Here is a 23,013-nt window from a genome sequence, read left to right as displayed (position 1 = left end):
CAATGACCGACCACTACGACCCCACAGACAGCACGGACACGCGCAACCATATCCGGACCGACGGCGGCAGAGACGTCGTCGAACTCCCCGATCAGGTCGAACTGCCGCGGCTGTTGGACTTCTACGAACTGCAGACCGAGGAGACGACCGAGATCGCGGAGTTCTACGACAACCTCCGGGAGGGACAACTCACGACGACCGAGTGTCAGGACTGCGGCGAACTGCACTTCCCGCCGCGGATCGTCTGTCCCGAATGCCAGAGCGACGACTTGGCGTACGTCGACCTGCCGCACGAGGGAGAGTTGTTCGCCTTCTCGACGGTCCGCGCCGGTGCCCCGATGGGGATGGAAGACGACGTGCCGTTCGTGATCGGCATCGTCGACCTCGGCGAGATCACCCTCTCAGCGCACCTCGACGACGCCGAGTACGACGACCTCTCGATCGGCGACCCCGTCGAACTCAAGATCGTCGAGATCGACGGCCCGGTCGACCACGAGCGGGTATTTTATCGCTTCGAGCCCAAAGAGACCTGAGATGAAAGACTACGAGCTCACCATTACGAAGTTCCTGCAGCGAGCCGTCGATCTCTTTAGCCACAAGGAGATCGTCTCCAAACTGTCGGACGGATCGCTCCACCGCTACACGTACGCGGACGCCTACGAGCGGATCTGTCAGCTCGCTCACGCACTCGACGACTACGGGCTCGAACTGGGCGACCGGGTGTCGGTGATGGCCGTCAATCACTACCGCCACTACGAGTTGTACTTCGGTCCCTCCTGTAGCGGCCGGAGCATCCATACCACGAACCACCGGCTTCCGGAGCACCACCTGACCGAGATCATCAACGAGGCCGAAGACCGACTGCTGTTCGTCGATCCGGCATTCGTCGAGACGGCCGAAGCCGTGGCCGACGACCTCGAGACGGTCGAACAGTACGTCGTCCTCGACGACGAGGTGCCCGAGACCTCGCTGGATCCCGTCGTCGACTACGAGTCGTTCATCGCGGGCTACGACACCGAATACGACTGGCCCGAACTCGACGAGGAGCGCGAGTTCGCGCTGTGTTACACCTCCGGTACCACGGGGCTCCCGAAGGGCGTTCAGTACCGGCACCGCCGAATGTTCCTGCACACGCTCGTCCACGGCCACGTCGACGTGTTCGGTGTGAGCGAAAACGACACGGTGATGCCGGTAGTGCCGATGTTCCACGTCAACGGCTGGGGCTTTCCGTACTCGGGGACGTTCTACGGGTCGAAGCTGGTCCTCCCGGGACAGCACACGAGCCCCGAGGCAGTCGCCGACCTCATCGCGGCCGAGGACGTGACCGTCGCGGCGGCGGTCCCGACGGTGTGGATCGACATGGACAGCTACCTCGAATCAAGCGAGAGCGAGCCGCTGGAGAGCCTCGATCGAGTACTGACCGGCGGGAGCGCGCCGCCGGCCTCGCTGATGCAGAAGTTCGAGGAGGTCTACGAGGCGCCGATATACCAGGGCTACGGGATGACCGAGGCGTCGCCACACCTGGCGAACACCTTCGAGACGACGCAGATGCAAGACCTCCCCGACGAGGAGGGGTACGAACTCAAGCGGAAGGCCGGCATCCCCGCGCCCGGCGCGCAAATCCGCCTTCGGACGCAGGACGGCGAGCCGGTCCCACACGACGGCGACACCCCGGGCGAGATCCACGCCCGCTCGCCCTGGCTCACCGACGGGTACTTCAAGCGTCCCGAGGCCAACGAATCGTCCTTCGAGGACGGCTGGTTCAAGACGGGCGACATCGGAACGATCGACGAGTACGGCTACCTCGACATCGTCGACCGGATCGACGATGCGATCAAGAGCGGCGGGGAGTGGATCTCTTCGGTCGAACTGGAGATCTCGCTCATCGACGCCGACGGGGTCGGCGAGGCGGCCGTGATCGCGGCCCCACACGAGAAGTGGCAAGAGCGCCCCGTCGCGTTCGTCGTCACCGAGGATGACTCCATCGACGAGGCGTCGCTCCGCGAGCACCTGTTGGAGACGTTCCCGAAGTGGTGGCTGCCCGACGTCTTCCGGTTCGTCGATGAGATTCCGAAGACGACCACCCAGAAGTTCAACAAGAAAGACCTCCGCGACCAGTTCATCGAGGAGGAGGGCGAACTCCCGCTAGAGCAGTAACGCACCGGCGCACGAACATCTCGAACACGGAACATCAACGGCGAACACGATGGAATCAGACCTACTCACCGACGCGGTCGTTCCCGACGCGGCACAGGACCTGAAAGCGCACGCACGCGACTTCGCGGAGACGGAGCTGCGGCCTCGCGCGAGCGAGTACTTCCAGTCGGCGGCGTATCCGGTCGACATCGTCGAAGCGGCACACGACGCCGACCTCGTCGCCCAGGAGATCGACGAGGCGTACGGCGGTCCCGGTCGGTCCCTCGACGAAATCGTCGCGACCGTCGAGGAACTCTTCCGGGCGGACGCCGGCCTCGGCTTGGGCATTGTCAGTCAGAGCTTCGGCACCGAAATCCTCCAGGAGTTCGGGACGGAGGCCCAGAAGGAGACGTATCTCCGTGCGGTCGCCGAGGGTGAGAAACGGACGGGAATGGCGATCTCCGAACCCGACACGGGAAGCGACCTGGCGGGGATGGAGACGACGGCCCGACTGGACGGCGACGAGTGGGTGCTCAATGGCGAAAAGTACTGGATCGGAAACGGCATCTCTGGCGACTACATCACCGTCTACGCGAAGACCGAGGACACCGACGACCGTCACAGCAACCACTCGCTCATCTTGGTCCCGACCGACGCACCCGGGTACGAGGCCGAATCGATCCCCGAGAAGATGGCCTATCGGGCCTCCGAGCAGGCGCACATCGTCCTCGACGACTGTCGCGTGCCAGAAGAGAACCTCGTGGGCGAGCGCGGCCAGGGGTTCAGGATGGTCGCGGAGTTCTTCAACTCCGGCCGGGTCCGGGTGGCGGCGCACGGCATCGGCCTCGCGGCCGCCGCCATAGAGGAGGCCTGGGAGTTCGTCCACGACAGAGAGGAGTTCGGCCAGGAGGTCGCCGATTTCCAGTCGGTCCAGCACGACCTCGCGGAGATGCGGATGGAGTTCGAGAGCGCTCGCGCGCTCCTGTGGCAGGCCGTCGAACAGGTGATGCACGGCGAGGACGCCGAGCGCTGGGCCGCGATGGCGAAAGCCAAGGCCACCGAAGTCGCCGCCGAGTGCGCAGAGACGGCGATGAAACTGCACGGCGGTCGGGCGCTCCTCGACGACGAGCGGGTCACCCGCGTCTACCGCGACGTTCGGATGCCGATGACCTACGAGGGCGTGGGCGCGGTCCAGCGGGACCTGATCTATCGGAACTTCTGATCGCCGGCCCTCGGATCGTCTCTCACCTTCGGTAGTATTCTTCGCAAGCGACAGGTCCACAAAAGGATCGTGAGACGGTGGGCCGCTGTACGGCTGTCGGTCGCTCGGAACGTACCGCAAAAAATGGGATCGATGACTTCCTCGGGGAGGAGTCAGTAGTTGGCGCGGCCGGTCGAGGCGATGGGCGGTGCCGTGTGCGGACCGTACGGCGCGTCGTCGAGGTACTCGCCGGCCGGTTCGAAGTAGTCGGCGAGCGACGCGGCGGCCTCCTTTCGGAGCACCGTCACGGGGCTGTCGCCCTGGAGGTAATCCAGCGCCTCACCCGCGGCGTCGATGTTGTACTCTGCCGCGCGCTCTCGACGGGCCGCGTAGAGTTCGACCTCGTCACGGGCGACGGCGTCGTTCGAGCGCATCGCGACGGCGACCGCCGAGGCGGCCTCGTCGGCGTCGGCGACGCAGGAGTTCATCCCGCGGGCACCGAACGGCGCGAGCAGGTGTGCGGCCTCACCGGCGAGGAGGACGCGACGGTGCTCGTCGACGAAGGAGTCAGCCTGCACCTGGAGGAACTTGTACGTCGACGTCCACTGGATGTTGTCGACGTACTCCTCGCCCATAATGTCGCGGACGAACTCACGCATCCGTTCGTCGCTCGCAATCTCGTCGGGGTCGTCGTCGCCGAGACACTGGATGTCGAGCCGCCAGCCGCCGGTGAACGGCACGAGCATCACGTTCCGGCCGTCGGCGTGGGGCGAGTCGTAGTGGAAGAGCCGCTCGAACGGGATCGGTTCCTCCTCGATGGAGTTGTCGTCGAGGGTCTCGACGTCGACGATGATGAACGAGTTCTCCGATTGGGTCCCTTCGAACTCGGAGCCGATCTCGTTTCGCACCTGCGAGCCGCCGCCGTCGGCACCGATGAGGTACGGCGTGTCCCACTCCTGCCCGTCGGCCGTTTCGACGTGGACGCCCTCGGGCGTCGACTCGACGGTCTCGACGCCGGCGTCCCAGTGGATGTCGATGCCCGCTTCGTCCAGCGCTTCGTGCATGTACTTCTCGGTGACGACCTGCGGGAGGCTCGAGAAGTGCGGAATCTCGCTGTCGCCGCCGGGGTTGTCGTAGGTCCGTCGGAAGACGGTCTTGCCGCGCCACTTCGTGTGACGGGTGGGCCAGACGAGCCCCTCTTCGACGAGGTCGGTCCCGAGGCCCGGGTGAATCCGTTCGAGGGTTCGGAGCGTCGCACCGTGGACGTAGATGGCCCGGCTCCCGTCGCGGTCGCGGTCCGCGGAATCCGCCTCGACGATTGCCGCGGGCACACCGCGCGCGTGGAGTGCAAGCGCTGCCGTCATCCCCGTCGGTCCCGCACCGGCGATCAACACTGGCTGATCGGAGTCAGTTGAACTCATCGTCTATACTGTATGCTTACGACAGGCTCTACATAATTATTGCGGTCAGACCGGGGTAAGAACGGCGAAAACGCCCGATTCGGTCGATAGACCGGTCGGTGGTCGGTCGGCGGGCGGTGCGACTGCCAGTCGGAGCGATCGCCTCAGTTCAGGCCGAGTTTCGTCGCGACCCAGTGGTCGCGGACAGCGAAGACGAACTCCTCTTCGTCGTCGTACTCCGTCGTCTCCGCGACGAAGTCGTCCCACTCGCCGCGGGGAATCAGATCGAGTTCCGACGCGGCGGACGCCGAGGACGGACTCGCAGCCACCATCTCGTCGAAGGTGTCGAAGTCCGTGTGCGCGGTCATAAATGCCTCGTCGAACAGTTCCTCGAGCGGAACTTCCTCGTCTTCTGCGACGATGTCGCGCGGGTTTGGCAGGTCTTCAGCTTCCTCGGCAGCCTCTTTGAGGTCGTCCGGTAACGCCATATTTGCCACTTTGGGCTACCATATGTAAACCTTTCTGGTCCGCTCGTGAGCCCTTCGCACACGCGCCGATCTGTCGGCACGATTCGGAGACGGCTCCCGACACGAACCGCGTCGCCGTCGAAGGATTTTCTACGTCGGCACCCCAGTAACAGGTAATGCAATACTACGAGGATATCGAGGTCGGGACGACTGCTTCCTTCGGCTCTTATGAGGTCACCGCCGAGGAGATCAAAGAGTTCGCCGAGAAGTACGATCCGCAACCGTTCCACGTCGACGAGGAGGCGGCTGCGGACTCGATGTTCGGCGAACTCGTCGCCTCGGGGTGGCACACGATGGCGATGTGTATGCGAATGGTGAATCAGAATCCCGATCCGGTGGCAGCCATCGCCGGGATCGGTGCTGACGACATCCGATGGCACAAGCCCGTGACGCCCGGACTCCAGCTCGAACTCCACACCGAGATCGTGGACAAGTGGCCCTCGGACCGCGACGTCAGTGGGTTCATCACGCGCGGCATCGAAGCGCGCGACCAACACGGCGATGCGGTCGTCACCTACGAGACCACGGCGCTGGTGAAGACTCGCGCGTACGACGAGTGACTGCACCGGGTCGCCGGCCGGGCTGAATGGCTAGCTCCGAATGGGGGTGACCAAGGAGTATCACCATTGAAAATCAGCCGGACAGGTTAATGTATCCGTATCAATCATCAGTGAGTGATGACGAAGCAAAGCCCGGTGCCGCGGGACGCAACGCTCGCCCCCGACTTCTCCGACATCCGCAACGACGCCGAACGATACCGCGCCGAACGCGATCACTGGCGCAGTTTGTTCAACCAACTCGCTGCGGAGATCCCCGAGCCCGTGATCGCCGTCGACGACGACGGCCGATTGACGCACTGGAACGAGATGCAGACGGAGTTCACTGGGCTGCCGGCCGAAGAAGCACTCGGAAAACCCGCCCACGAGGTGATCGGGACCGAAGACGTCACCGAGACGCTCGCCGAGAAGGTCGCGCGGACGGGCGAGCGGATCAGAGAGACCGAGGTTCGAACGATCACGAGCGCCGACGGCGAGAAGCGACACGGCCGAGCGATGGGCGTTCCCCTGACGACGCCCGAAGGTGAGGTCGCGGGGTCCTTCGAGATCCTCTATCGCGTCACTGACCTCGTCAAGCAGCGGAAGTCGATGCAGGAAGTCCAGACCCGAGTCCGCGAAGATCTCGAGGGCACCGTCGCGGGCCTCGAAACTGCGTCCTCGCAGGTGACAGACAACGTCGACGTGATCGCCGAAGTCGCAGAGCAGGAGGCCGAACACGTCCGGGAAGTCGACGACGAGATCCAGACGTTCAGCGCGACGACCGAAGAGGTCGCCGCGAGCGTCGAGACAATCTCGACGCAGAGTTCTGAGACGGCCGATCTCGCCACCCAGTCGGAGGAGTCGACGAACGAGTTGCTGCAGACGGTCGAAGACGTCGCAGACGCCAGTGATCGTATGGCAGACGACGCGGTGGACCTCGCAGACCGGGTCGAAGAGATCGACGACGTCGTGGCCGTGATCGACGACATCGCCGACCAGATCAATATCTTGGCACTGAACGCGTCGATCGAGGCTGCCCGTGCCGGCGAGGCTGGCGAGGGCTTCGCAGTCGTCGCCGACGAGGTGAAGTCACTCGCCGCGGAATCGAAGCAGGAGGCCGAGCGGATCGAAGGCCTCGTCGAATCGATCGCGACGATCGCCAAAGAGACCGTCAGTGGAGTCGAGCAAACCGCCCAGCGCGTCGACGAGATCGAGGCCCAGATCGAGACCGTGAACGCGAATCAGCGCGAGATCCAGGACGCGATCGCGGACGTCTCAGAGCAGTTAGAACAGATCGCGACCGCGACCGACGAACAGGCATCGAGCGCTGAGGACATCTCTGCGATGCTGGGAACGACCGTCGAGGGGGTCGAACGGATCGCCGACGAAGTGGCCGAACTCGCCACCGCCAATCAGCAACAGAGCGAGCAGGTCGCCGAGATCCGGCAGAGTGTCGAGTCACTGGAGCGAAACCTCGACTCCGTAATCGACGACAACTGAGTCGGCGAGAGTCGCCAAAAAAACCGATTCGACGGGGATTCGCGGCCACCGGGCGGTTCGTTACTCTTCTTCGGGGGTGCTGCCACAGACCAGCACGGGACGGTGGGTGCCGAGGATGACGTCCTGCGTGACACTCCCGAACAGCGCCTTCCCCGTGGGCGAGCGCTTGCGCCCGCCGACACAGATCTGATCGACGTCGTACTCGTCGGCGAACCGCAGGATCTCGTCCGACGACGACCCGCTGGCCTCCAAGAGGTTGACGTGGACGCCGGCGGATTCGAGCCGTTCTTGGGCTTCTCGAACCGCCTCGACCTGCTGGACTGAGGCCCCTTCGGGATTATCGCTGAACACGTGGAGTATGTACACCTCCGCGCTCTCGGCGGTATCGACGATGTCTCTGATCGCGTTGGTCTGTGCGCGCGCCTGTGGGATTTCGTCGTCAAGTGCAAGCAGTATTCGGACCATACGTCATTTCCACCGGCCACCTACTTATAATTCCACGGTCGTTCTCGGTGAATCGGCCGGCGCACACTGCCCGTCCGTCCGACGATTCGGGCGCACACAACGACTGTTTCAGCGCTGTTCGACACAGTCGAATACCGTGCGTCGTCGAAATCGGGACACCGGCCTGTGCGGCCGCACTGAATCCCGCACCACGCGTGGGTTTTATCACCGATGCTGACCGCCTGGTCTCTATGCAGCGCACGTTCGAAGCGATGAAACCGACGGTAGCCGAGACGGCGTTCGTCTCGGAGATGGCGTATCTCGTGGGCGACGTCACCGTCGAGAGCAGGGCGAGCGTCTGGCCGTTCGTGTGTTTGCGCGGTAACGACGGCGGGGTGACGGTCGGCACGGAGACGAACGTCCAGGAGTTCACGACGCTCCACGGGGCCACGCTCGGTGACGCCGTCACGGTCGGGCACGGGGCCGTCGTCGATTACGCGGAGATCGGCGATCAGACGCTCGTCGGGATGCAGAGCGCGGTGATGCGGGGCGCAACCGTCGGGGATCACTGCGTGGTGGCCGCCAACGCAGTCGTGCTCCAGGAGCAGACCATTCCGTCGGGACACCTGGCGTACGGGACGCCGGCGGAGACTCGTCCGTTGACCGACGATCAACGTGCGCAGATCGAGCGAACGCACGAGACGTACGTCGAACTCGCCGAGCGGTTCCGGGCCGCTGGCCTGGGTCGCGATGAGACGGCGTGACCGGGCGACCAGCGATATAGACGTGACACGGCATCGAAGCAACCCACCGACGAGTCGACCGAGGCCTCCGTCGCAGGCCAGAATCTTCGTATTTTGTTCCTGAAAATTCAGAACTCGTGTAGTAACAGCCGTACGGTTGTTATGAGATCCGGTTTGAACACCGATATTCGCTCCCATCGAACAAAACTCGGGCCCAGCGGGAGTCACATTCAGCGTGAAGCCGAAAATCCACACGATAAATACTTAATCGCTGTTCCGTGAGCATAGGTATGGGACGGGACGCAACTGCCGGGCGCGGCATCAAGTCCGACGAGAAACTGTTCGACATCGTCGAACTGCTCCGTGATCGAAACGGGGCCGGCGTCACCGAGATCGCTGACTCTCTCGGGGTCGCTAAGAGCACCGCGCACGGGCACCTCACGACGCTCCGCGATCGGGGATTCGTCGTCAAGCGGGACAACAGGTACCATCTCGGATTGAAATTCTTCGAGTACGGCCAGTACGTCCGCGGCGAACTGGACATTTTCCAATCGGGAATGGTCGTGGTCGACCGACTCGAGCGGGAGACTGACGAGATGGTCTGGCTCATCACCTACCAGAATGGCAAAGCGATGTACGTCTATGGCCGCGCCGGCGACAACGACATCAACGTCAACGCGCTCTTGGGAACCCGGGCGTATATGCACTGTAACTCCGGCGGGAAGGCCATTCTCGCCAATCTCTCCGACGGACGAGTCGACGAAATCATCGACCAGCACGGGCTCCCCGGAAAGACCGACAACACGATCACTGATCGCGACCACCTCGACGAGGAACTCGCGCGAATCAGAGAACAGGGCTACGCGCTCAACCTCAGCGAGGACATCGAGGGGATCCAGGCGATCGGCGTCCCGCTCACCGTCGACGATCAGATCCAGGGCGCGCTGAGTGTCGCCGGACCCGCCCACCGGATGTCGAAAGAGCGGTGTGAGGGTGAGATCCTGGATCGACTGCGGGCGGCGACCGACGAGATCGATCTCACGCTCGCGTATCAGTAACGGCGGCGATGGGCACCGGGGGGTCCGTCAGCCGAGGCCCAGTCCCGCCGAGCGCAGGAGGGCCGCGCCGACGCACCGGCCGTTGCACACCGCGAAAAACAGCGATGCGGCGAACGCGTAGGTGAGTCCCATCTGGAGACGAACCGTTCGTTCGTCGTCGGTCGTCACGGCCGCCCCCAGGCACCCGAGCGGCCCCACCGCGGCCGCGAGTGCGAGCAGTGGGTCGATAGTGAGCACGCCGACCACGCCCGCGACGGCGATCGCGACCGTCCACACCGCCGTCGCCCCGAATATGCCCGCGGCGATGCGGTCGGCGGCCACCGACCCGAATCGCACCGGGATGGTCTGCTTGTCGATCGACCGATCGAAGTCGGCGTCGAGCGCGTCGATGCTGATCTTGATCCCCGCGAGGAGGCCGAAAAAGGCCGCGGCGACCGCGAGGACGCGCGAGTCGATCGCCGACTGGGTGGCATAGCCGCCGATCACCACGAGCGCGATGCCGAGTGGGTAATCGACGGTGACCGTGACCGGGTGCTGATCGAGATACGGTGCGTGGGCCAGCGCGAGCGCCAGCAACCCGAGTACCGAGAGTCCGGCGATCGGGGTCGCTATGCTCCCCAGCGCCGCCGCGAGCGCGAGTACCAGACCGGCCCCGAGACGGATCGCCCACCGGAAGGCCGGGACGGACAGACGCGGCGTCTCCTCGCCGCGGTGGTGTCCATCGACGTAGCCGTCTCGGAGGTGCGCGACGTAGAGGGCAGCCCCAGCCGCGAACGCGTGGAGCGTTGCGGCCGGCAGCGCTAGCCGCTCTCCGGGAGCCAGCACCGCCGCGTAGACAGACATCCCGACCGCCGGGAGCATAAACGTCGGGCGCACGTACGCGAGGAGCCCTCCAGTCACGCGCGACATACGCGGTCGGTCCCGCTATGCAGTGATAAAACCACTCCTCAGGCGACGAGACCGGCGCCGATGTGGACGGTCCATCCACAATCAAAACAATTAATGTCGCAGTTCCGTTGTTCGCTTCTAACGCTCATTATGAAGCTCAACGACGCGCTTGCCCGAACGGTCAGGTGTTATCCCGACAAACTCGCACTCGTGACCGACGACGGGCGATCGTTCACGTACGCCGAACTCGACGAGCGGAGCACACGGCTGGCGAACGCGCTCAGCGAGCGGGTCGGGGCGGCGCGTGTCGCCGTCCTGACGATCAACGACGCCTCGTCCATCGAGTCGATGTGGGCGGGCAACAAGCGGGGGTCGGCGACGGTGCAACTCTCCTACCGAGCCACCGTGACCGAACTCGCCGATATGGCCACGACGGCCGACGCGGAGCTGCTCGTCTTCGACGACCACAACGTCGAGGACGCCGTCGAACTGGTCGACCGCGGCACGTTCGAGCGGGCGATCCACGCGGGCGAGAAGTCGGTCGACCACGAGGCGATCGAGTCCTACGAGGCCGTCCTCGACGACGCCTCCCCTGAACTGGACGCGTCGCTGCCGCACGGCGAGGAGTGCGCGGTCCTCCACACCAGCGGGACCACGAGCGTCCCCAAGACCGTCCAGTTCGACCAGGAGCAACTCTGGTACGGGGCCGTCCAGGTCATTATGGAGCACGGCATCGACGAGACCGACGTCGCGCTGTGCACGTCGCCGTGGTACCATATGGTGACGACCGACGCCTGGCTGTACCCGCACTTCGTGGCCGGCGCGACCGTGGTCCTGCACTCGACGTTCGAGCCCGAGGAGGCACTGGATCTCATCGAGACCCACGGCGTCACCGGACTGCTCGCGGTCCCGACGCAGTTGAAGACGCTCAACGACATCCAGCGCGGTGACGGGCGGACCTACGACACCGACACCATCGGGTACATCCGAACCGGCGGCGCGATTGTCACGGAGAACCTCATCGAGGAGACGCACGAACACATCAGCGAACACGTCTATAACACCTACGGGATGACCGAGGCGGGGCCGGACCTCACCTTCGCGCATCCGAGCGTGCAGGAGGAGCATCCCGGCACTATCGGCAAGGAGTCGTTCACCTGGGAGATCCGCGTGGTCGACAGCGTGCCGCTCGACGAGCACCCCGACCCCGAAGCGACCGTCGACGCCGGCGAACGGGGCGAGATCATCGCCCGCGGTCCGGGGATGTCTCACGAGTACATCGACAACGACGAAGCGAGCGAACGCTCGTACTTCGACGGCTGGCTCCGCACTCGCGACGTCGCGCGGATCGACGAGGACGGCTATCTGTACATCGTCGACCGCGTGGACAATATGATCGTCAGCGGCGGCGAGAACGTCTACCCGGCCGAAGTCGAGCGCGTGCTCGGAAACCACCCCGACGTCATCGAGGCCTGCGTCTTCGGCCGGGACGACGAGCAGTGGGGACAGGTCGTGACCGCCGTCGTCGTCGTCGAGGAAGGCCAGGAGCTGACCGACGACGAACTCGACGAGTACTGTCTACAGCACGACGGCCTCGCTGATTTCAAACGCCCGCGGGCGTACGCGATCACCGAGGACGAGCTGCCACGGACCGACACGGGGACCATTATGCGCGAGCAGTTGATCGACAAGCACTTCGACTGACTCGACGCGCCCCAGTCGTTCGTTCACAACCGTCGATCGGCGGCCGGCCGCTCTTCAGAACAACAGCACGAACAGACCGATCTGAATCGGCAGGAGGACCACGTACGTCGCGACGGTGCAGACACTCGCCATCCGACTGAGTTCGACCGAATCGACGACGCCCAGTCCCAGGATGCCGACGAGCACCGCCGACTGATAGGGGAAGAAGTACGCGTTCAGCGCCACGCTCTCGATCATCGCGATCGGGACCAGGGGGAGCCCAGTGCTCTGGGCGAAGGAGACGAAGACCGGCGTGATGACGCTCGCGACCGCGAGTCCCTCCATCAGGAACGCGAGTCCGGCGGAGATCCCCAGCACGAAGAGCAGGACCACCGGGAGCGAAGGGTCCGCCGGAAGGTACGACAACAGCGACTCAGCCGCCAGGTCGGTGAAGTCGGTTCGCTGCAGGCCCTCGGCGATCGCGAAGATCGCGCCGAGGAAGAAGAGGATCGAAAAGTCGGTCTCGCCGATGGCGTCGTGATCGATGACGCCGATCTTCGGGGCGAACGCGAGCAGAGCGACCACGACCGCCCCGAACAGCGGATGCAGTCCGTGGACGAAGTCTGTCTTTCAGATCACGGCGCCCACCGAGAGGAACCCGAGCATCCGTCGCTCGGAGGGCGAGGCGGTGGTCATCTCGATGTCGGTATCGGTCATCGCATCGCGGCTACTCGGTCGATAGAGGAGATAGGTGACCGCCACGATCACGGCGACGCGGCCGATCCCCATGACCGGGCCCATATACAGCGCCCACTGGGCCCACGAGATTGCGGGCCCGCCGCCTGACTCCACGAGGCCGCTGACGATGATGTTCGCGAGCGAGGCGGTCAGAAACCCCGAGCCGCCGTAGTAGGTCGCAAACAGCGGGCCGAGAAAGAGTCCGATCTTCGCGCTGCGTTCGGTGAACAGGTCGCCGAGCGACTTGAGGATCGGCGCGAGGATGAGCACCCGGACAAGCGACGACGGCACGAGGACGGCGAGCGCCAGGCTCCCCAGCGAGAGGACGATCAGGAGGTAGCGATACACCGCGACCGCATCGGTCGTGATCCGCTCGGGCATCCGGCGGAGCGTGATCCGCTCGACGAGTTCGGCCAGACCGCTCTCGCTGGCGGCCTCGCCGATCAGGAGGCCGACGACGACGAGCCAGGTGGCCGGCGAGCGAAAGCCGAAGAGGGCCAGTTCGGTCGAGAACCCGACGCCCATGAGACCGATTCCCACGAGGGCCGTGAACCACGGTCTGACCGGCGTCCCGATCCAGAGCGCGACACAGAAGACGGTGATCGCGAGCATCCGGACGGTATCGGGCGCGAAGGGCGCGTACTCGAGCACGCTGCCAGCCGCGAGGACGCCGGCGGGCAGCGAGAGCCAGGAGGGATCGAACGGAATCGTCGTGAGCGCGCGCGTGGGGAGTCCATCGATCATAGCGGGTCGTTGCGAAACGTGTCACCGCGGTCCGTTATGAGGATGACGATGCGTCCGGCGAGCCGTCGGGCGACACGAGTGCAACCCCCGCCGCGACGTACGTTTATTACCCCATACGATGTAGGCTGTGCTGATGACGACAGCACTCCCAGACATCACTGAGATCGCACCGGACGTGTACGACATCACCGTCAAGGAGGCCCCGGACGCCCGCTGGCGGGTGTTCCTCTTCGACGGAGAGACGCCGACGCTCGTCGATGCAGGGTTCGAAGACACCGTCGACGTCGTCGCCTCGGCCGCCGAGGAACTCGGCATCACGCCCGCGCGAATCGTCATCACACACGGCGACGGCGACCACGTCGGCGGGCTCGCGGGGCTCGTCGACCGATTCGATCTCGAATCGTGGGTGCCTGAGGGGGTCGAGGTCGACATCGAACCGGATCACCGCTTCGGCGACGGCGATCGGGTCGGGCCGTTCACCGCCGTTTCGGTCCCCGGGCACGCGCAGGGCCATCACTCTTTGGTCGACGGGGACCGCGGCATCGCCGTCATCGGCGACGCGCTGTTCGGATCGGACGCCCGAGGCCTGCCCTCGGGGTACTACGTCCTCCCGACGGCCCACTACTCAGCGGACCTCGGTCGGGCCGACGAGGAACTGTCGAACTTGCTCGAGTACGACTTCGACGTCGGCCTCGTGTATCACGGCTCCAGCGTGACCGAGAACGCGAGCGAGAAGATCGCGGCGTTCGTCGACTTCGCGGGTAAGCGCTGAGCGCTGCAGTACCAGTCAGTCGCCCGCGATAGCTTCGTCGTCGGCGACGGCGTCTGAGAGGTCCTTTCCGGCGTGCTCGCCGAGATAGGCCTCGATGACTTCGTCGTCGTTCTGGATCTCGTCTGGCGTCCCCTCGGCGATGAGTTTCCCGTTGTCGAGCACCATCACGCGTTCGCTTACGGACATCAGCGCACGCATCACGTGATCGATGAGGAACACCGTCTTGCCCTCGTCGACAATGTCGCCGACGAGGTCGATGATGCCCTCGGTCTCTTCGGGGTCGAGGCCGCCGGCGACCTCGTCGAAGAGGACCATCTCGGGGTCAGTCGCCAGCACCCGGGCGATCTCCAGTCGCTTGAGTCCCCCGACGCTGAGTTCGCCCGGGTCGGCGTGCATCTGATCGCCGAGGTCGACGAACTCCAGCATCTCCCGTGCTCTCGCCCGCGTGTCGTCGAATTCGCGGCCGCCGTACTCCGCGCCCACGACGACGTTTTCTAAGAGCGAGAGGCTCTCGAACGGCCGGACGATCTGGTGGGTCTTCGCCAGCCCGCGGTGGCAGATCTCGTGTTGACTCTTGCCGGTGATCTCGTCGCCGTCGAAGTACACTTCGCCTTCCGTCGGCGGGTGAACGCCCGTGATCGTCCGGAAGAGCGTACTCTTGCCCGCGCCGTTCGGCCCGATGAGCCCGACGGCCTCGCCGCGCTCGACGGTGAAGGATACGTCCTCGATCGCGACGACCCCGCCGAACTTCTTCGTCAGGCCTCGGCCTTCGAGTAGCGTCATTGCCGTCCGATACCCTATGCACAATCATAAACTTACGGAATGTGCGAATCGCGGCCGCTCGTCGAGAGCCCCGGCAGTTGTGACCGAGCGAGACACAGTGGAAAACGCTTTGTCGGAGTTGTGGCTATGGTTGGCTGTGACTCTTGGTGAGCTATTCGATCCCTCGGGCGTCGCCGTCGTCGGCGCGTCGAAGACCGAGGGCAAGATCGGATACGAGGCGATGGCGAACGCAGCGACGTTCGACGGTCCCGTCTACCCCGTGAATCCCTCTACGGAGGGCGAACTGTTCGGCCGGGAGTTCGTCCCGTCCGTGACGGAAATCGACGGCGAGGTCGACCTCGCGCTCTGTTGTGTGCCGGGGCCGGCCGTCCCGGACGTCCTCGAGGAGTGTGGCGAGGCCGGCATCGGCGCGGCGGTCATCTACGCCAGCGGGTTCGCCGAGGCCGGCGGCGAGGGCGAAGCGCTTCAGGAAGCGGCTGTCGAGGTCGCCGACGCGTACGACATCTCGCTGCTCGGTCCCAACACGAGCGGCTTCATCGTCCCGTCGCTGGATCTCCGGTGTTCCTTCGCCAGCGGGGCCGAGAAGGTCCCCGAGGGGAACATCGCTGTCGTCGCCCAGAGCGGGGGCGTGGGACTCGTCTTGGCGTTCCAGTCTCGACGCCAGGGCCGAGGCGTTTCCGCGGAGGTCGGTCTCGGGAACCGCGCCAACGTGGGCTTCGCCGAGGCGGTCGAGTACTTCGACAGCGACGAGAAGACCGACGCGATCGTCCTCCACATCGAGGGCACCGACGACGGTCGTCAACTGCTGGAAGCCTGCCGGGAGAGCGAGACGCCCGTCGTCGCCTACAAGGTCGGACAGTCCGACGTGGGCGACTTCGCTGAGTCGCACACGGGCGCGCTGACGGGGGATCACGAACTGTACACCGCGGGGTTCGAACAGTACGGCACGCCGACGGTCGACGCGACCGACGACCTGCTCGACGCGGCCGCGGCGCTCGGCACCGCACCCGAACCCGACGGCCCGAACGTGGGTGTCGTCACGGCCCAGGCGGGCCCGGGAATCATCATCACCGATCGCATCCAGCGCGCCGGCGGTCGGTTGCCGGAACTGACCGCGGAGACCCAATCGCGGGTGGACGAGATCCTCCCGGGAATCACCTACGCGGACAACCCCGTCGACACCGGCCGGCCGATGCCTGCGTTCGGCGAGGTCGTCACCGCCGTCGCCGAGGACGACCGCATCGACATCGTCCTCGTCTACGAACTCTTCGAGGAATCGATCGGGTTCCCGATCGACGCGCTCGAAGGCCTCGCGTCGCGCGTCGACAAGCCGGTCCTCTTCGCGACCGAGGGAATCGAGGAGGATCTCAGCGCGGCGCGATCCAAGTTGGAGGCGATCGGAGTCCCGACCTTCCCGACGCCGGAGCGTGCCGCCGACGCCGCCGGCACCCTGGCGCGGTACGCCCGATTGTACGCCGAGGAGACAACCGTGACGGACGGTGGCGGCGACGACAACGGGGGTCACGACCGGACTGTCACCGACGTCGGCGGCGACACCACGGGGGTGGCCGACGATGCGTGAACCGGACCCGATCGCGTCGGCTCGTGCAGACGGTCGACGCACGCTGACCGAGGCCGAGGGGAAGGAGCTGCTCGCGTCGGTCGGTATCGACACGCCACCCTTCTCGGTCTGTGAAGACGCCGAGGCCGCGGTCGATGCGGCGGCAGCGATCGGCTACCCCGTCGTCGTGAAGGTCGCCTCGACGGCAGTCACGCACAAGAGCGACTGGGCCGGTGGCGTCGGCGTCGCGGTCGGCCTCGACTCAGCCGATGCGGTACGGGATGCCGCGTCAGCGATCGCTTCGGCGGCCGAGGAGCGGGGAATCGACGCCGACGTCCTCGTCGAGTCGGCGATGGACACCGAGCGCGGGACCGAGGTCATCGTCGGAGGGCTCCGGGATCCCTCCTTCGGGCCGGTCGTCCTCACCGGACTGGGTGGGGTCTTCACCGAGGTCTTCGAGGACACGAGTCACCGCATCGCGCCGGTCGATCACGCGGAAGCGCGCTCGGCCGTGGAAGACCTGCAAGCCATCGAACTGCTCCGTGGCTATCGCGGGGCCGAGCCGGCGGACGTCGACGCGCTGGCGGCCGCGATCGCGGCCGTGGGCGATCTCGTCGTCGAGCACCCGATCGCCGAACTCGACGTCAACCCGGTGCTTGCGCGGACCGATGGAGTGATGGCCCTCGACGCTCTCGTGGTGCTTGAGGATCACTAATGTTCGAACGAACCTGGACGGTCCGCTTCTCGGACACAGACCCACACGGCATCGCTCACTACCCGCGCATCGTCGACGCGCTTCACGAGACCTCCGATATGTTTATGCAGGAGATCGGGTTCCCCTTCTGGGACCTCACCCAGAACTACGACTTCGGGTTCCCGCTCGTCGATATGGGCTTCGAGTTCGAGGCGCCGCTGAACGCGGGCGACGAGGTCCGGATCACCCTGACGCCCGAACCGAGCACGCGCGCCGTTCGCTTCGTGTACGAGGCCTACGTCGGCGACACGCTGGCGTTCTCGGGCTACGAACAGCGCGTCTGCGCGGAGACGGGCGGCGGCGGAGCGGTGGAGATCCCGGACGAAATCTACGAACAGTTCGAAGAGTACGCCGAGGAGTAACGCGCTCCGGCCCGGCGACTGAGCCGGCCGTCGAAACCGTGTCCCGCTGCCCACGGGACGAGCGTCATCACCGGGCGTCTCGGTGGGGGCCGGGCGATACCCTTTTTAGAGTAACGAGGCATTCATTGTGTATGGCGGAGTTCGAAAACCCGTATGCGACGGAGGATCCGTTCGTGGAGGCACACTTCGACTGTCTGGAGTGTGGCGGCAAACTCTGGGAGTACGCCATCCAGCGCCAGATGGTGTGTGAAGACTGTCGGGCGCTCTTCACGACCGAAGAGGTGTTCAGTGCCCAGGCGAAGCCGCAGGCCGAAGCGTAATCCGACGACAGCACGAAGCGTCGAGTGATTCGCTGGCACCCGGATCGAGGAGTCCCACGGAGCCAAGCGCGTCAGAACCCCGAAAACGGGCCGGTGCGATCGTCTCTGTCGGCAAGAGCCGCGGCTCCGTCCGCCGTGCTCCGTGAACACGTCCAACACACTTATTATCGAGTTCAACCTACAAAACCGTATGGCACAGCAAGAACCAGAGGAACTCCTAGAGATGAGTTCCGACACCTGGGACATTCTCGAGGAGCACAACCTCCAGCCGCTGTGGGAGATCGAGGACGATATGGGGAACGCCCTCGAGGACCCCGAGGCGGAGATCTGGAAGTGGGAGGACATGCAGGAAGCGATCGACGCCATCGAGCGCGACGTTCCGATCTCGGAACTCCCGCCGGGCTTCCAGCGGCGGGTCGCCGTGCCGATCAACACCGCGCACGCGATCTCGAACTCGATCTACGTGGGCGTCCAGACGGTCTCGCCCGGCGAGACCGCGCCCTCGCACCGTCACGGGGCGAACGCCCTGCGGTTCACCATCGACGGACACGAGGACATGAAGACGGTGGTCGCGGGCGAGGAGTTCCCGATGAAGGACAACGACCTGATCACCACCCCACAGTGGGAGTGGCACGATCACGTCAACGAGAGCGACGAGACCGCCGCGTGGCTCGACGTGCTCGACCTGCCGCTGGTCCTCGACTCGCTCAACGCGAAGAACACGTTCGAGTACCACGAACTCGAACGACAGCCGGTCACCAAGAGCCAGGGGTACTGGGCGTCCCAGTACGGCCGCGGTCGCGCCCAGGAAGACCTCCAGGGCGACGACATTCCCGGTCCGTTCGACGGGATTCGCGAGCCGACGCCGCCGTATCGATTCCAGTGGGACAATATGGTCGAATCGCTGCATCAGCGATCCGACAACAACGACCCCAACCCGCACGACGGCTACAGTCTGGCGTACGTCAACCCGGCGACTGGCGAACCGCCGCTGTTCCCGACGATGTCGTTCCGCGCGCAGTTGATGCAGGAGGAGACCGACCCGCACTTCCACAATATGACGGAGGTCTTCTTCGTCATCGAGGGCGAGGGGGCCACTCACGTCGGCGACAAAGCGCTCGAGTGGGGCAAGTGGGACACCTTCATCGTCCCGCCGGACGAGATCCACCACCACGAACCCGACGGCGAGGCGACGCTGCTGGCGATGACTGACCGGCCGGTCTACGAGGCGTTCAACCTCTACGCCGAAGCCACGCCGTCCTCGTAACGACACCGCCTGTCTTTTTTGGCTCGGTCCGTCCGACGCGCGACTCGACTTGTCGTGAAACTACCACGTCCAGTAGCACCGGCGCCAACTGGGATCCCAGCAGCGTCCCCCGGTGCGAGGCCGCGCGCGTTCGCACGAACCACCCATATTTATATCCCATAATAATTAACGTCGCGTACGGTATGGCTCGTGATGACACAATTCGACGACGGACGTATCTAAAAGGAGCAGGCGCGGCCGGCTCGGTCGCGATCACTGGCCTCGCCGGGTGTACCCTCGGTGGGGACGGGGGCAACGGCGGCGACGACGGTGGTGACTCCGGTGGAGACAGCGGATCAGACGGCACTGACAGTGGAACCGAAACCACCGACAGCGGCGACGACACGACGCCGCTCACGATCGCTGCGACCGTCCCTGAGACGGGGGCGTTCTCCTCACTCGGGCAGGACCTTCGTCGAGGCTACGAACTCGGCGTCGAGCGGATGAACCAGAACCTCGACCGCGAGGTCGAACTCATCATTCGAGACGACGAGAGTGACGCCCAAACGCTTCGCGAGCAACTCCAGGCCATCGTCAGCAACAACGACGTGAACATGATCTGGGGGAGCTTCTCCAGTCTGCTCGTCACTGCGGGAAGCGCCTTCGCGGAGAATCAGAACCTCCCCTTCATCGGGATCGCATTCGCGTACGAGGAGCCGCATCGAAACGACAACTACGAGTGGACCTTCGCGCCCTTCCCGAAGTCTCGGGACGTGGCGCGGTCGACGCTGGGAACGATCGAACTCCTCCCCGAAGAAGACCGTCCGACCAACATCGGCATCTGGGAGCCCAACTCCGGGTGGGGCGAGGAGCAGGCCAACTACTGGGAAGACGTCCTCACCGAAGCCGGCTACGACGTCGTGATGCGCGAGGTCTTCGAGATCGGATCCTCGGACTTCTCGACGCTCATCTCGCAGGCACAGAACGCCGACGTAGAAGCCCTGCTCTCGAACCCAACGCCCGGTGGCGGCATTACGGCTGTCAACCAGATGTCTGACAGCGGGTGGGCGCCGGATATGCTGAAGTTCGTCCGCGGTGCCGACCCCTCGGCGTGGTGGTCCGCGCTCGGTCAGGCGGGCGCGTACGCACTGATGTGTCCCGGCTGGGTGCCGGGGCTGACCGGCAACGGCAACGCGCAACTCCGTGAGACGTTCTTCGATGCCTACGACACTGACGCCCAGTATATGCCGGTCAACGTCGGTGGGTCGTACAATCTGACGCAGGTCGCAGAACAGGCCGTCTCAGCGGCTGGCTCCGTCGAACCGGAAGCGGTCCGGGATGCACTGCGGAACACCGAGTTCGAGACCGTCATCGGAACGTTCAGCTTCGAGGACAACGGGCTTCCCTCCGAAGGCGAACTGACCGCACCGACCGGGCAGTGGTGGGACGGTGCGCAGCGGCTTGTCTTCCCTGACACCGACTCCGAACGCGCACTCGACTTCCGCTACCCGATCCCTCCGTGGAGCGAGCGATGACCACGGCAATCCACGCGTAATATGGTCGCATCCGACCTCGTAACGCAGTCGATCGCGAACGGGCTCCTCCTCGGGGGCATCTACGCCCTCGCAGCCCTGGGTCTCTCCCTCGTGTTCGGGATCATGGACATCGTGAATCTCGCGCACGGGCACATCCTGATGGTCGGGGCCTACATCGCGATCGTCATCTTCGGCGCTCTGGGCATCACGCCGCTCGTCGGGATGGTGATCGCCATCGGGGTCCTCTTCGTCTTCGGCGTCGTCCTCCAGAAGGTGCTGTTGGAGCACGTCGTCGGCGAAGGGCTCGAACAGCCGATCATCGTGCTGTTCGGACTCGCGTTGATCCTCCAAAACGTCGCCCGCGAGGTGTTCGGTGGCGACGCCCAGACCGCCGGGATCGGGATCCCCGGGAGCGGAATCGATCTCGGGTTCGCGTTCCTGTCGTTCCCCCGCACCGTGACGTTCGTCGTCTCGGTCCTGCTCATCGTCGGCACGTGGGCGTTCTTGCAGTACACGAGCACCGGGCAGGCGATCCGCGCGACCGCCCAGAACCGGACGGCAGCGAAGTATATGGGCATCAACACCGACCGGATCTACGTCATCACGCTCGGTATCGGGGTCTCGCTCGCCGGTGCGGCCGGCGCGCTGCTGTCGATGATATTCCCGATCGATCCGTACATCGGCTGGTCGTACCTGCTGACGACGTTCGCCGTGGTCGTCCTCGGCGGCGTCGGCAGCGTCCTCGGCACGCTCGTCGGCGGGTTGATCATCGGCGTCTCCGAGAACCTCGGGGCGCTGTTTTTGGGCGGCGGCTACCGCAACGTCGTGAGTCTCCTCATCTTCCTGGGCGTGCTGTTGGTGCGACCACAGGGCCTCTTCGGCTCGGGGGGTGACTCGTGAGCCTACTCGAGCGCGCCCCCGGCGGGTCGCTCGCCGACGACCGACGTGTCCAGGCCCTCGGCGTGGTCGCGGTCCTCGCATTGGCGGTCGTCCCGTTCGTCACGACCGACTCCCTGACGGGGCTCATCCTGACGGGACTCGTCTACGTGATGCTCGGCGTGTCGTGGAACCTGATCGCCGGGTACGCCGGGCAGATTTCGCTGGGCCACGCGGCGTTCTTCGGGATGGGCGCGTTCGCCTCCGCGTGGGTGACGACGCCGTCGGGCGCTGGCCTCCCAGAGGCGCTCCAGATCCCCGTCGTCGCCGCCGTCCTCGTTGGCGGGGTCGTCTCCGCGCTCATCGCGCTCGTCATCGGCCCGGTCATCTTCCGCCTGACGGGGCACTACTTCGCCATCGGGACGCTGGCGCTCGCAGCCGTGATCGAACTCGTGATGAACGACCGCCGGGACCTCACCGGCGGCGCGACCGGGTACTACGTCAACGCCGACATCGGCCTCGGGGAGACGATCTCTCACGGCGATATGATGTTCTTCCTGACGCTCCTCGCGACGGTCATCACCGTCTGGGTGACGTACTACATCGTCCGGGGGCCGGCCGGTCTCGGAATGAAAGCCATCCACGACGACGAGGAGGCCGCGAGCAGCCTGGGCGTCAACCCGCTGAAGTACAAGATGTACGCCTTCGTGGCGTCCTCGTTCTTCGCGGGGATCGCCGGCGCGCTGTACGCGCACTTCTCGCTGTACATCAACGCTCAGTCGACCCTCGCGGTCACGTGGACCGTCGACTCCCTCGTGGTCGTGATCCTCGGTGGTATGGGCACCTTCGCGGGGCCGTTCTTCGGCGCCGGGCTGTTCCTGCTCTTAGACAACGGCCTCTCGGCCATCGTCGGGGGCTGGGCGGAGGCCGTCGAGGGGATCTTGATCATCCTCTTCATCATTTTCCTCCCGAGTGGCCTCTACGGCCTCGTCGACGACTATCTCGTCTCGGAGACTGCCGACACCGGCGGCGAGATGGACGCCGACGTTGCAGACGACTGACCGGGCCGTTTTTTCGGCGGGGATTGCTCACTTCTCGCGGTGAATCGTTCGGATCCGACGACGGCCAAGAGAAACGCCATCGACGCGGGTGTCCGAAGGGGACCGGTCCGCCCGCCGAACCCGTACCGACGATCGGCGTGGAGGA

Annotated in this window: 24 protein-coding genes; 17 read left to right on the top strand and 7 right to left on the bottom strand. The window is 65.1% G+C overall.

Annotated features, from left to right (window positions below):
- Nucleotides 1–2 precede the first annotated feature (2 nt).
- Genes BLU74_RS10260 through BLU74_RS10250 form a run of 3 tightly spaced genes read left to right on the top strand, consistent with a single transcriptional unit; the run spans nt 3 to nt 3,358 of the window.
- The gene (locus tag BLU74_RS10260) at nt 3–533 is read left to right on the top strand and encodes a Zn-ribbon domain-containing OB-fold protein (protein WP_089767192.1); all 531 of its coding nucleotides are present in this window, start codon (nt 3–5) and stop codon (nt 531–533) included.
- Between the two features lies 1 nt (nt 534).
- Nucleotides 535–2,157, top strand: a complete 1,623-nt coding sequence (locus tag BLU74_RS10255) for a long-chain fatty acid--CoA ligase (RefSeq protein WP_089767191.1) — start codon at nt 535–537, stop codon at nt 2,155–2,157.
- A gap of 49 nt (nt 2,158–2,206) precedes the next feature.
- On the top strand, nt 2,207–3,358 hold the full coding sequence (locus BLU74_RS10250; RefSeq protein WP_089767190.1) for an acyl-CoA dehydrogenase family protein: 1,152 nt from the start codon (nt 2,207–2,209) through the stop codon (nt 3,356–3,358).
- 152 nt (nt 3,359–3,510) lie between these two features.
- Here BLU74_RS10250 and BLU74_RS10245 read toward each other — a convergent pair whose 3' ends face one another.
- Both BLU74_RS10245 and BLU74_RS10240 read right to left on the bottom strand, forming a co-directional pair.
- Nucleotides 3,511–4,758 (bottom strand): FAD-dependent monooxygenase, encoded by a 1,248-nt coding sequence (locus BLU74_RS10245; protein WP_089767189.1) that lies wholly within the window; start codon nt 4,756–4,758, stop codon nt 3,511–3,513.
- 143 nt (nt 4,759–4,901) lie between these two features.
- Nucleotides 4,902–5,225 (bottom strand): hypothetical protein, encoded by a 324-nt coding sequence (locus tag BLU74_RS10240; RefSeq protein WP_089767188.1) that lies wholly within the window; start codon nt 5,223–5,225, stop codon nt 4,902–4,904.
- Nucleotides 5,226–5,380: 155 nt separating this feature from the next.
- Here BLU74_RS10240 and BLU74_RS10235 point away from each other — a divergent pair, with 155 nt between their 5' ends.
- Both BLU74_RS10235 and BLU74_RS10230 read left to right on the top strand, forming a co-directional pair.
- Entirely contained in the window at nt 5,381–5,824 is a 444-nt protein-coding gene (locus BLU74_RS10235; RefSeq protein WP_089767187.1) for a MaoC family dehydratase, read from the top strand.
- Between the two features lie 117 nt (nt 5,825–5,941).
- Nucleotides 5,942–7,300 carry a methyl-accepting chemotaxis protein gene (locus tag BLU74_RS10230; RefSeq protein ID WP_089767186.1) on the top strand — a complete coding sequence of 453 codons (1,359 nt, stop codon included), beginning with the start codon at nt 5,942–5,944 and terminating at the stop codon, nt 7,298–7,300.
- A 60-nt stretch (nt 7,301–7,360) separates the two neighbouring features.
- On the opposite strand, the gene BLU74_RS10225 is transcribed toward BLU74_RS10230, so the two are convergent.
- Complete coding sequence (locus tag BLU74_RS10225) at nt 7,361–7,765, bottom strand: universal stress protein (RefSeq protein WP_089767185.1); 405 nt, start codon at nt 7,763–7,765, stop codon at nt 7,361–7,363.
- 230 nt (nt 7,766–7,995) lie between these two features.
- Between BLU74_RS10225 and BLU74_RS10220 the strand changes: the two genes are divergently transcribed.
- Together BLU74_RS10220 and BLU74_RS10215 are read left to right on the top strand one after the other, a co-directional pair.
- Nucleotides 7,996–8,508, top strand: coding sequence for a gamma carbonic anhydrase family protein (locus BLU74_RS10220; RefSeq protein ID WP_089767184.1), 513 nt, complete (start codon nt 7,996–7,998; stop codon nt 8,506–8,508).
- 269 nt (nt 8,509–8,777) lie between these two features.
- Nucleotides 8,778–9,545: an IclR family transcriptional regulator gene (locus tag BLU74_RS10215; protein ID WP_089767183.1), complete on the top strand. Its 768-nt coding sequence runs from the start codon at nt 8,778–8,780 to the stop codon at nt 9,543–9,545.
- Nucleotides 9,546–9,572: 27 nt separating this feature from the next.
- Here the strand turns inward: BLU74_RS10215 and BLU74_RS10210 are convergent, their stop codons facing one another.
- Nucleotides 9,573–10,454 (bottom strand): UbiA prenyltransferase family protein, encoded by an 882-nt coding sequence (locus tag BLU74_RS10210; RefSeq protein ID WP_089767182.1) that lies wholly within the window; start codon nt 10,452–10,454, stop codon nt 9,573–9,575.
- A 129-nt stretch (nt 10,455–10,583) separates the two neighbouring features.
- Between BLU74_RS10210 and BLU74_RS10205 the strand changes: the two genes are divergently transcribed.
- Complete coding sequence (locus tag BLU74_RS10205) at nt 10,584–12,137, top strand: class I adenylate-forming enzyme family protein (RefSeq protein ID WP_089767181.1); 1,554 nt, start codon at nt 10,584–10,586, stop codon at nt 12,135–12,137.
- 54 nt (nt 12,138–12,191) lie between these two features.
- Here BLU74_RS10205 and BLU74_RS19305 read toward each other — a convergent pair whose 3' ends face one another.
- Both BLU74_RS19305 and BLU74_RS19300 read right to left on the bottom strand, forming a co-directional pair.
- Nucleotides 12,192–12,701 carry an anion permease gene (locus tag BLU74_RS19305; protein ID WP_245705774.1) on the bottom strand — a complete coding sequence of 170 codons (510 nt, stop codon included), beginning with the start codon at nt 12,699–12,701 and terminating at the stop codon, nt 12,192–12,194.
- Nucleotides 12,702–12,746: 45 nt separating this feature from the next.
- Nucleotides 12,747–13,598 (bottom strand): anion permease, encoded by an 852-nt coding sequence (locus tag BLU74_RS19300; RefSeq protein WP_245705773.1) that lies wholly within the window; start codon nt 13,596–13,598, stop codon nt 12,747–12,749.
- A gap of 133 nt (nt 13,599–13,731) precedes the next feature.
- On the opposite strand from BLU74_RS19300, the gene BLU74_RS10195 reads away from it, so the two are divergent.
- Nucleotides 13,732–14,370, top strand: coding sequence for an MBL fold metallo-hydrolase (locus BLU74_RS10195; RefSeq protein WP_175454615.1), 639 nt, complete (start codon nt 13,732–13,734; stop codon nt 14,368–14,370).
- Nucleotides 14,371–14,385: 15 nt separating this feature from the next.
- On the opposite strand, the gene BLU74_RS10190 is transcribed toward BLU74_RS10195, so the two are convergent.
- Nucleotides 14,386–15,153 carry an ABC transporter ATP-binding protein gene (locus tag BLU74_RS10190; protein ID WP_089767180.1) on the bottom strand — a complete coding sequence of 256 codons (768 nt, stop codon included), beginning with the start codon at nt 15,151–15,153 and terminating at the stop codon, nt 14,386–14,388.
- 136 nt (nt 15,154–15,289) lie between these two features.
- Between BLU74_RS10190 and BLU74_RS10185 the strand changes: the two genes are divergently transcribed.
- The 8 genes from BLU74_RS10185 to BLU74_RS10150 all read left to right on the top strand — a co-directional run bounded on the left by BLU74_RS10185 (nt 15,290) and on the right by BLU74_RS10150 (nt 22,868).
- A complete protein-coding gene (locus tag BLU74_RS10185) occupies nt 15,290–16,735 on the top strand; it encodes a CoA-binding protein (protein WP_089767179.1) in 1,446 nt (481 codons plus the stop codon).
- On the top strand, nt 16,728–17,429 hold the full coding sequence (locus BLU74_RS10180) for an acetate--CoA ligase family protein (protein ID WP_089767178.1): 702 nt from the start codon (nt 16,728–16,730) through the stop codon (nt 17,427–17,429). Before BLU74_RS10185 ends, BLU74_RS10180 begins: the two co-directional genes overlap by 8 nt.
- A complete protein-coding gene (locus BLU74_RS10175; RefSeq protein ID WP_089767177.1) occupies nt 17,429–17,830 on the top strand; it encodes an acyl-CoA thioesterase in 402 nt (133 codons plus the stop codon). The genes BLU74_RS10180 and BLU74_RS10175 overlap by 1 nt, the downstream gene beginning before the upstream one ends.
- A 131-nt stretch (nt 17,831–17,961) precedes the next feature.
- The gene (locus BLU74_RS10170) at nt 17,962–18,150 is read left to right on the top strand and encodes a hypothetical protein (protein WP_089767176.1); all 189 of its coding nucleotides are present in this window, start codon (nt 17,962–17,964) and stop codon (nt 18,148–18,150) included.
- Nucleotides 18,151–18,340: 190 nt separating this feature from the next.
- Complete coding sequence (locus tag BLU74_RS10165) at nt 18,341–19,417, top strand: cupin domain-containing protein (RefSeq protein WP_175454614.1); 1,077 nt, start codon at nt 18,341–18,343, stop codon at nt 19,415–19,417.
- Nucleotides 19,418–19,599: 182 nt separating this feature from the next.
- A complete protein-coding gene (locus BLU74_RS10160; RefSeq protein ID WP_089767175.1) occupies nt 19,600–20,931 on the top strand; it encodes an amino acid ABC transporter substrate-binding protein in 1,332 nt (443 codons plus the stop codon).
- 21 nt (nt 20,932–20,952) lie between these two features.
- Nucleotides 20,953–21,831 (top strand): branched-chain amino acid ABC transporter permease, encoded by an 879-nt coding sequence (locus BLU74_RS10155; RefSeq protein ID WP_089767174.1) that lies wholly within the window; start codon nt 20,953–20,955, stop codon nt 21,829–21,831.
- Nucleotides 21,828–22,868 (top strand): branched-chain amino acid ABC transporter permease, encoded by a 1,041-nt coding sequence (locus BLU74_RS10150; protein ID WP_089767173.1) that lies wholly within the window; start codon nt 21,828–21,830, stop codon nt 22,866–22,868. The genes BLU74_RS10155 and BLU74_RS10150 overlap by 4 nt, the downstream gene beginning before the upstream one ends.
- Nucleotides 22,869–23,013 lie beyond the last annotated feature (145 nt).

This window comes from Halobellus clavatus, assembly GCF_900107195.1.
In the GTDB taxonomy this organism is placed as follows: domain Archaea; phylum Halobacteriota; class Halobacteria; order Halobacteriales; family Haloferacaceae; genus Haloquadratum; species Haloquadratum clavatum.
This window is presented reverse-complemented; position numbering and strand designations above follow the sequence as displayed.

Excerpts from the sequence above, each read along its gene's own strand:
- BLU74_RS10260 (WP_089767192.1), top strand. The coding sequence starts at position 3 with ATGACCGACCACTACGACCCCACAGACAGCACGGACACGCGCAACCAT.
- BLU74_RS10255 (WP_089767191.1), top strand. The coding sequence starts at position 535 with ATGAAAGACTACGAGCTCACCATTACGAAGTTCCTGCAGCGAGCCGTC.
- BLU74_RS10250 (WP_089767190.1), top strand. The coding sequence starts at position 2,207 with ATGGAATCAGACCTACTCACCGACGCGGTCGTTCCCGACGCGGCACAG.
- BLU74_RS10245 (WP_089767189.1), bottom strand. The coding sequence starts at position 4,758 with ATGAGTTCAACTGACTCCGATCAGCCAGTGTTGATCGCCGGTGCGGGA.
- BLU74_RS10240 (WP_089767188.1), bottom strand. The coding sequence starts at position 5,225 with ATGGCGTTACCGGACGACCTCAAAGAGGCTGCCGAGGAAGCTGAAGAC.
- BLU74_RS10235 (WP_089767187.1), top strand. The coding sequence starts at position 5,381 with ATGCAATACTACGAGGATATCGAGGTCGGGACGACTGCTTCCTTCGGC.
- BLU74_RS10230 (WP_089767186.1), top strand. The coding sequence starts at position 5,942 with ATGACGAAGCAAAGCCCGGTGCCGCGGGACGCAACGCTCGCCCCCGAC.
- BLU74_RS10225 (WP_089767185.1), bottom strand. The coding sequence starts at position 7,765 with ATGGTCCGAATACTGCTTGCACTTGACGACGAAATCCCACAGGCGCGC.
- BLU74_RS10220 (WP_089767184.1), top strand. The coding sequence starts at position 7,996 with ATGCAGCGCACGTTCGAAGCGATGAAACCGACGGTAGCCGAGACGGCG.
- BLU74_RS10215 (WP_089767183.1), top strand. The coding sequence starts at position 8,778 with ATGGGACGGGACGCAACTGCCGGGCGCGGCATCAAGTCCGACGAGAAA.
- BLU74_RS10210 (WP_089767182.1), bottom strand. The coding sequence starts at position 10,454 with ATGTCGCGCGTGACTGGAGGGCTCCTCGCGTACGTGCGCCCGACGTTT.
- BLU74_RS10205 (WP_089767181.1), top strand. The coding sequence starts at position 10,584 with ATGAAGCTCAACGACGCGCTTGCCCGAACGGTCAGGTGTTATCCCGAC.
- BLU74_RS19300 (WP_245705773.1), bottom strand. The coding sequence starts at position 13,598 with ATGATCGATGGACTCCCCACGCGCGCGCTCACGACGATTCCGTTCGAT.
- BLU74_RS10195 (WP_175454615.1), top strand. The coding sequence starts at position 13,732 with ATGACGACAGCACTCCCAGACATCACTGAGATCGCACCGGACGTGTAC.
- BLU74_RS10190 (WP_089767180.1), bottom strand. The coding sequence starts at position 15,153 with ATGACGCTACTCGAAGGCCGAGGCCTGACGAAGAAGTTCGGCGGGGTC.
- BLU74_RS10180 (WP_089767178.1), top strand. The coding sequence starts at position 16,728 with ATGCGTGAACCGGACCCGATCGCGTCGGCTCGTGCAGACGGTCGACGC.
- BLU74_RS10175 (WP_089767177.1), top strand. The coding sequence starts at position 17,429 with ATGTTCGAACGAACCTGGACGGTCCGCTTCTCGGACACAGACCCACAC.
- BLU74_RS10170 (WP_089767176.1), top strand. The coding sequence starts at position 17,962 with ATGGCGGAGTTCGAAAACCCGTATGCGACGGAGGATCCGTTCGTGGAG.
- BLU74_RS10165 (WP_175454614.1), top strand. The coding sequence starts at position 18,341 with ATGGCACAGCAAGAACCAGAGGAACTCCTAGAGATGAGTTCCGACACC.
- BLU74_RS10160 (WP_089767175.1), top strand. The coding sequence starts at position 19,600 with ATGGCTCGTGATGACACAATTCGACGACGGACGTATCTAAAAGGAGCA.
- BLU74_RS10155 (WP_089767174.1), top strand. The coding sequence starts at position 20,953 with ATGGTCGCATCCGACCTCGTAACGCAGTCGATCGCGAACGGGCTCCTC.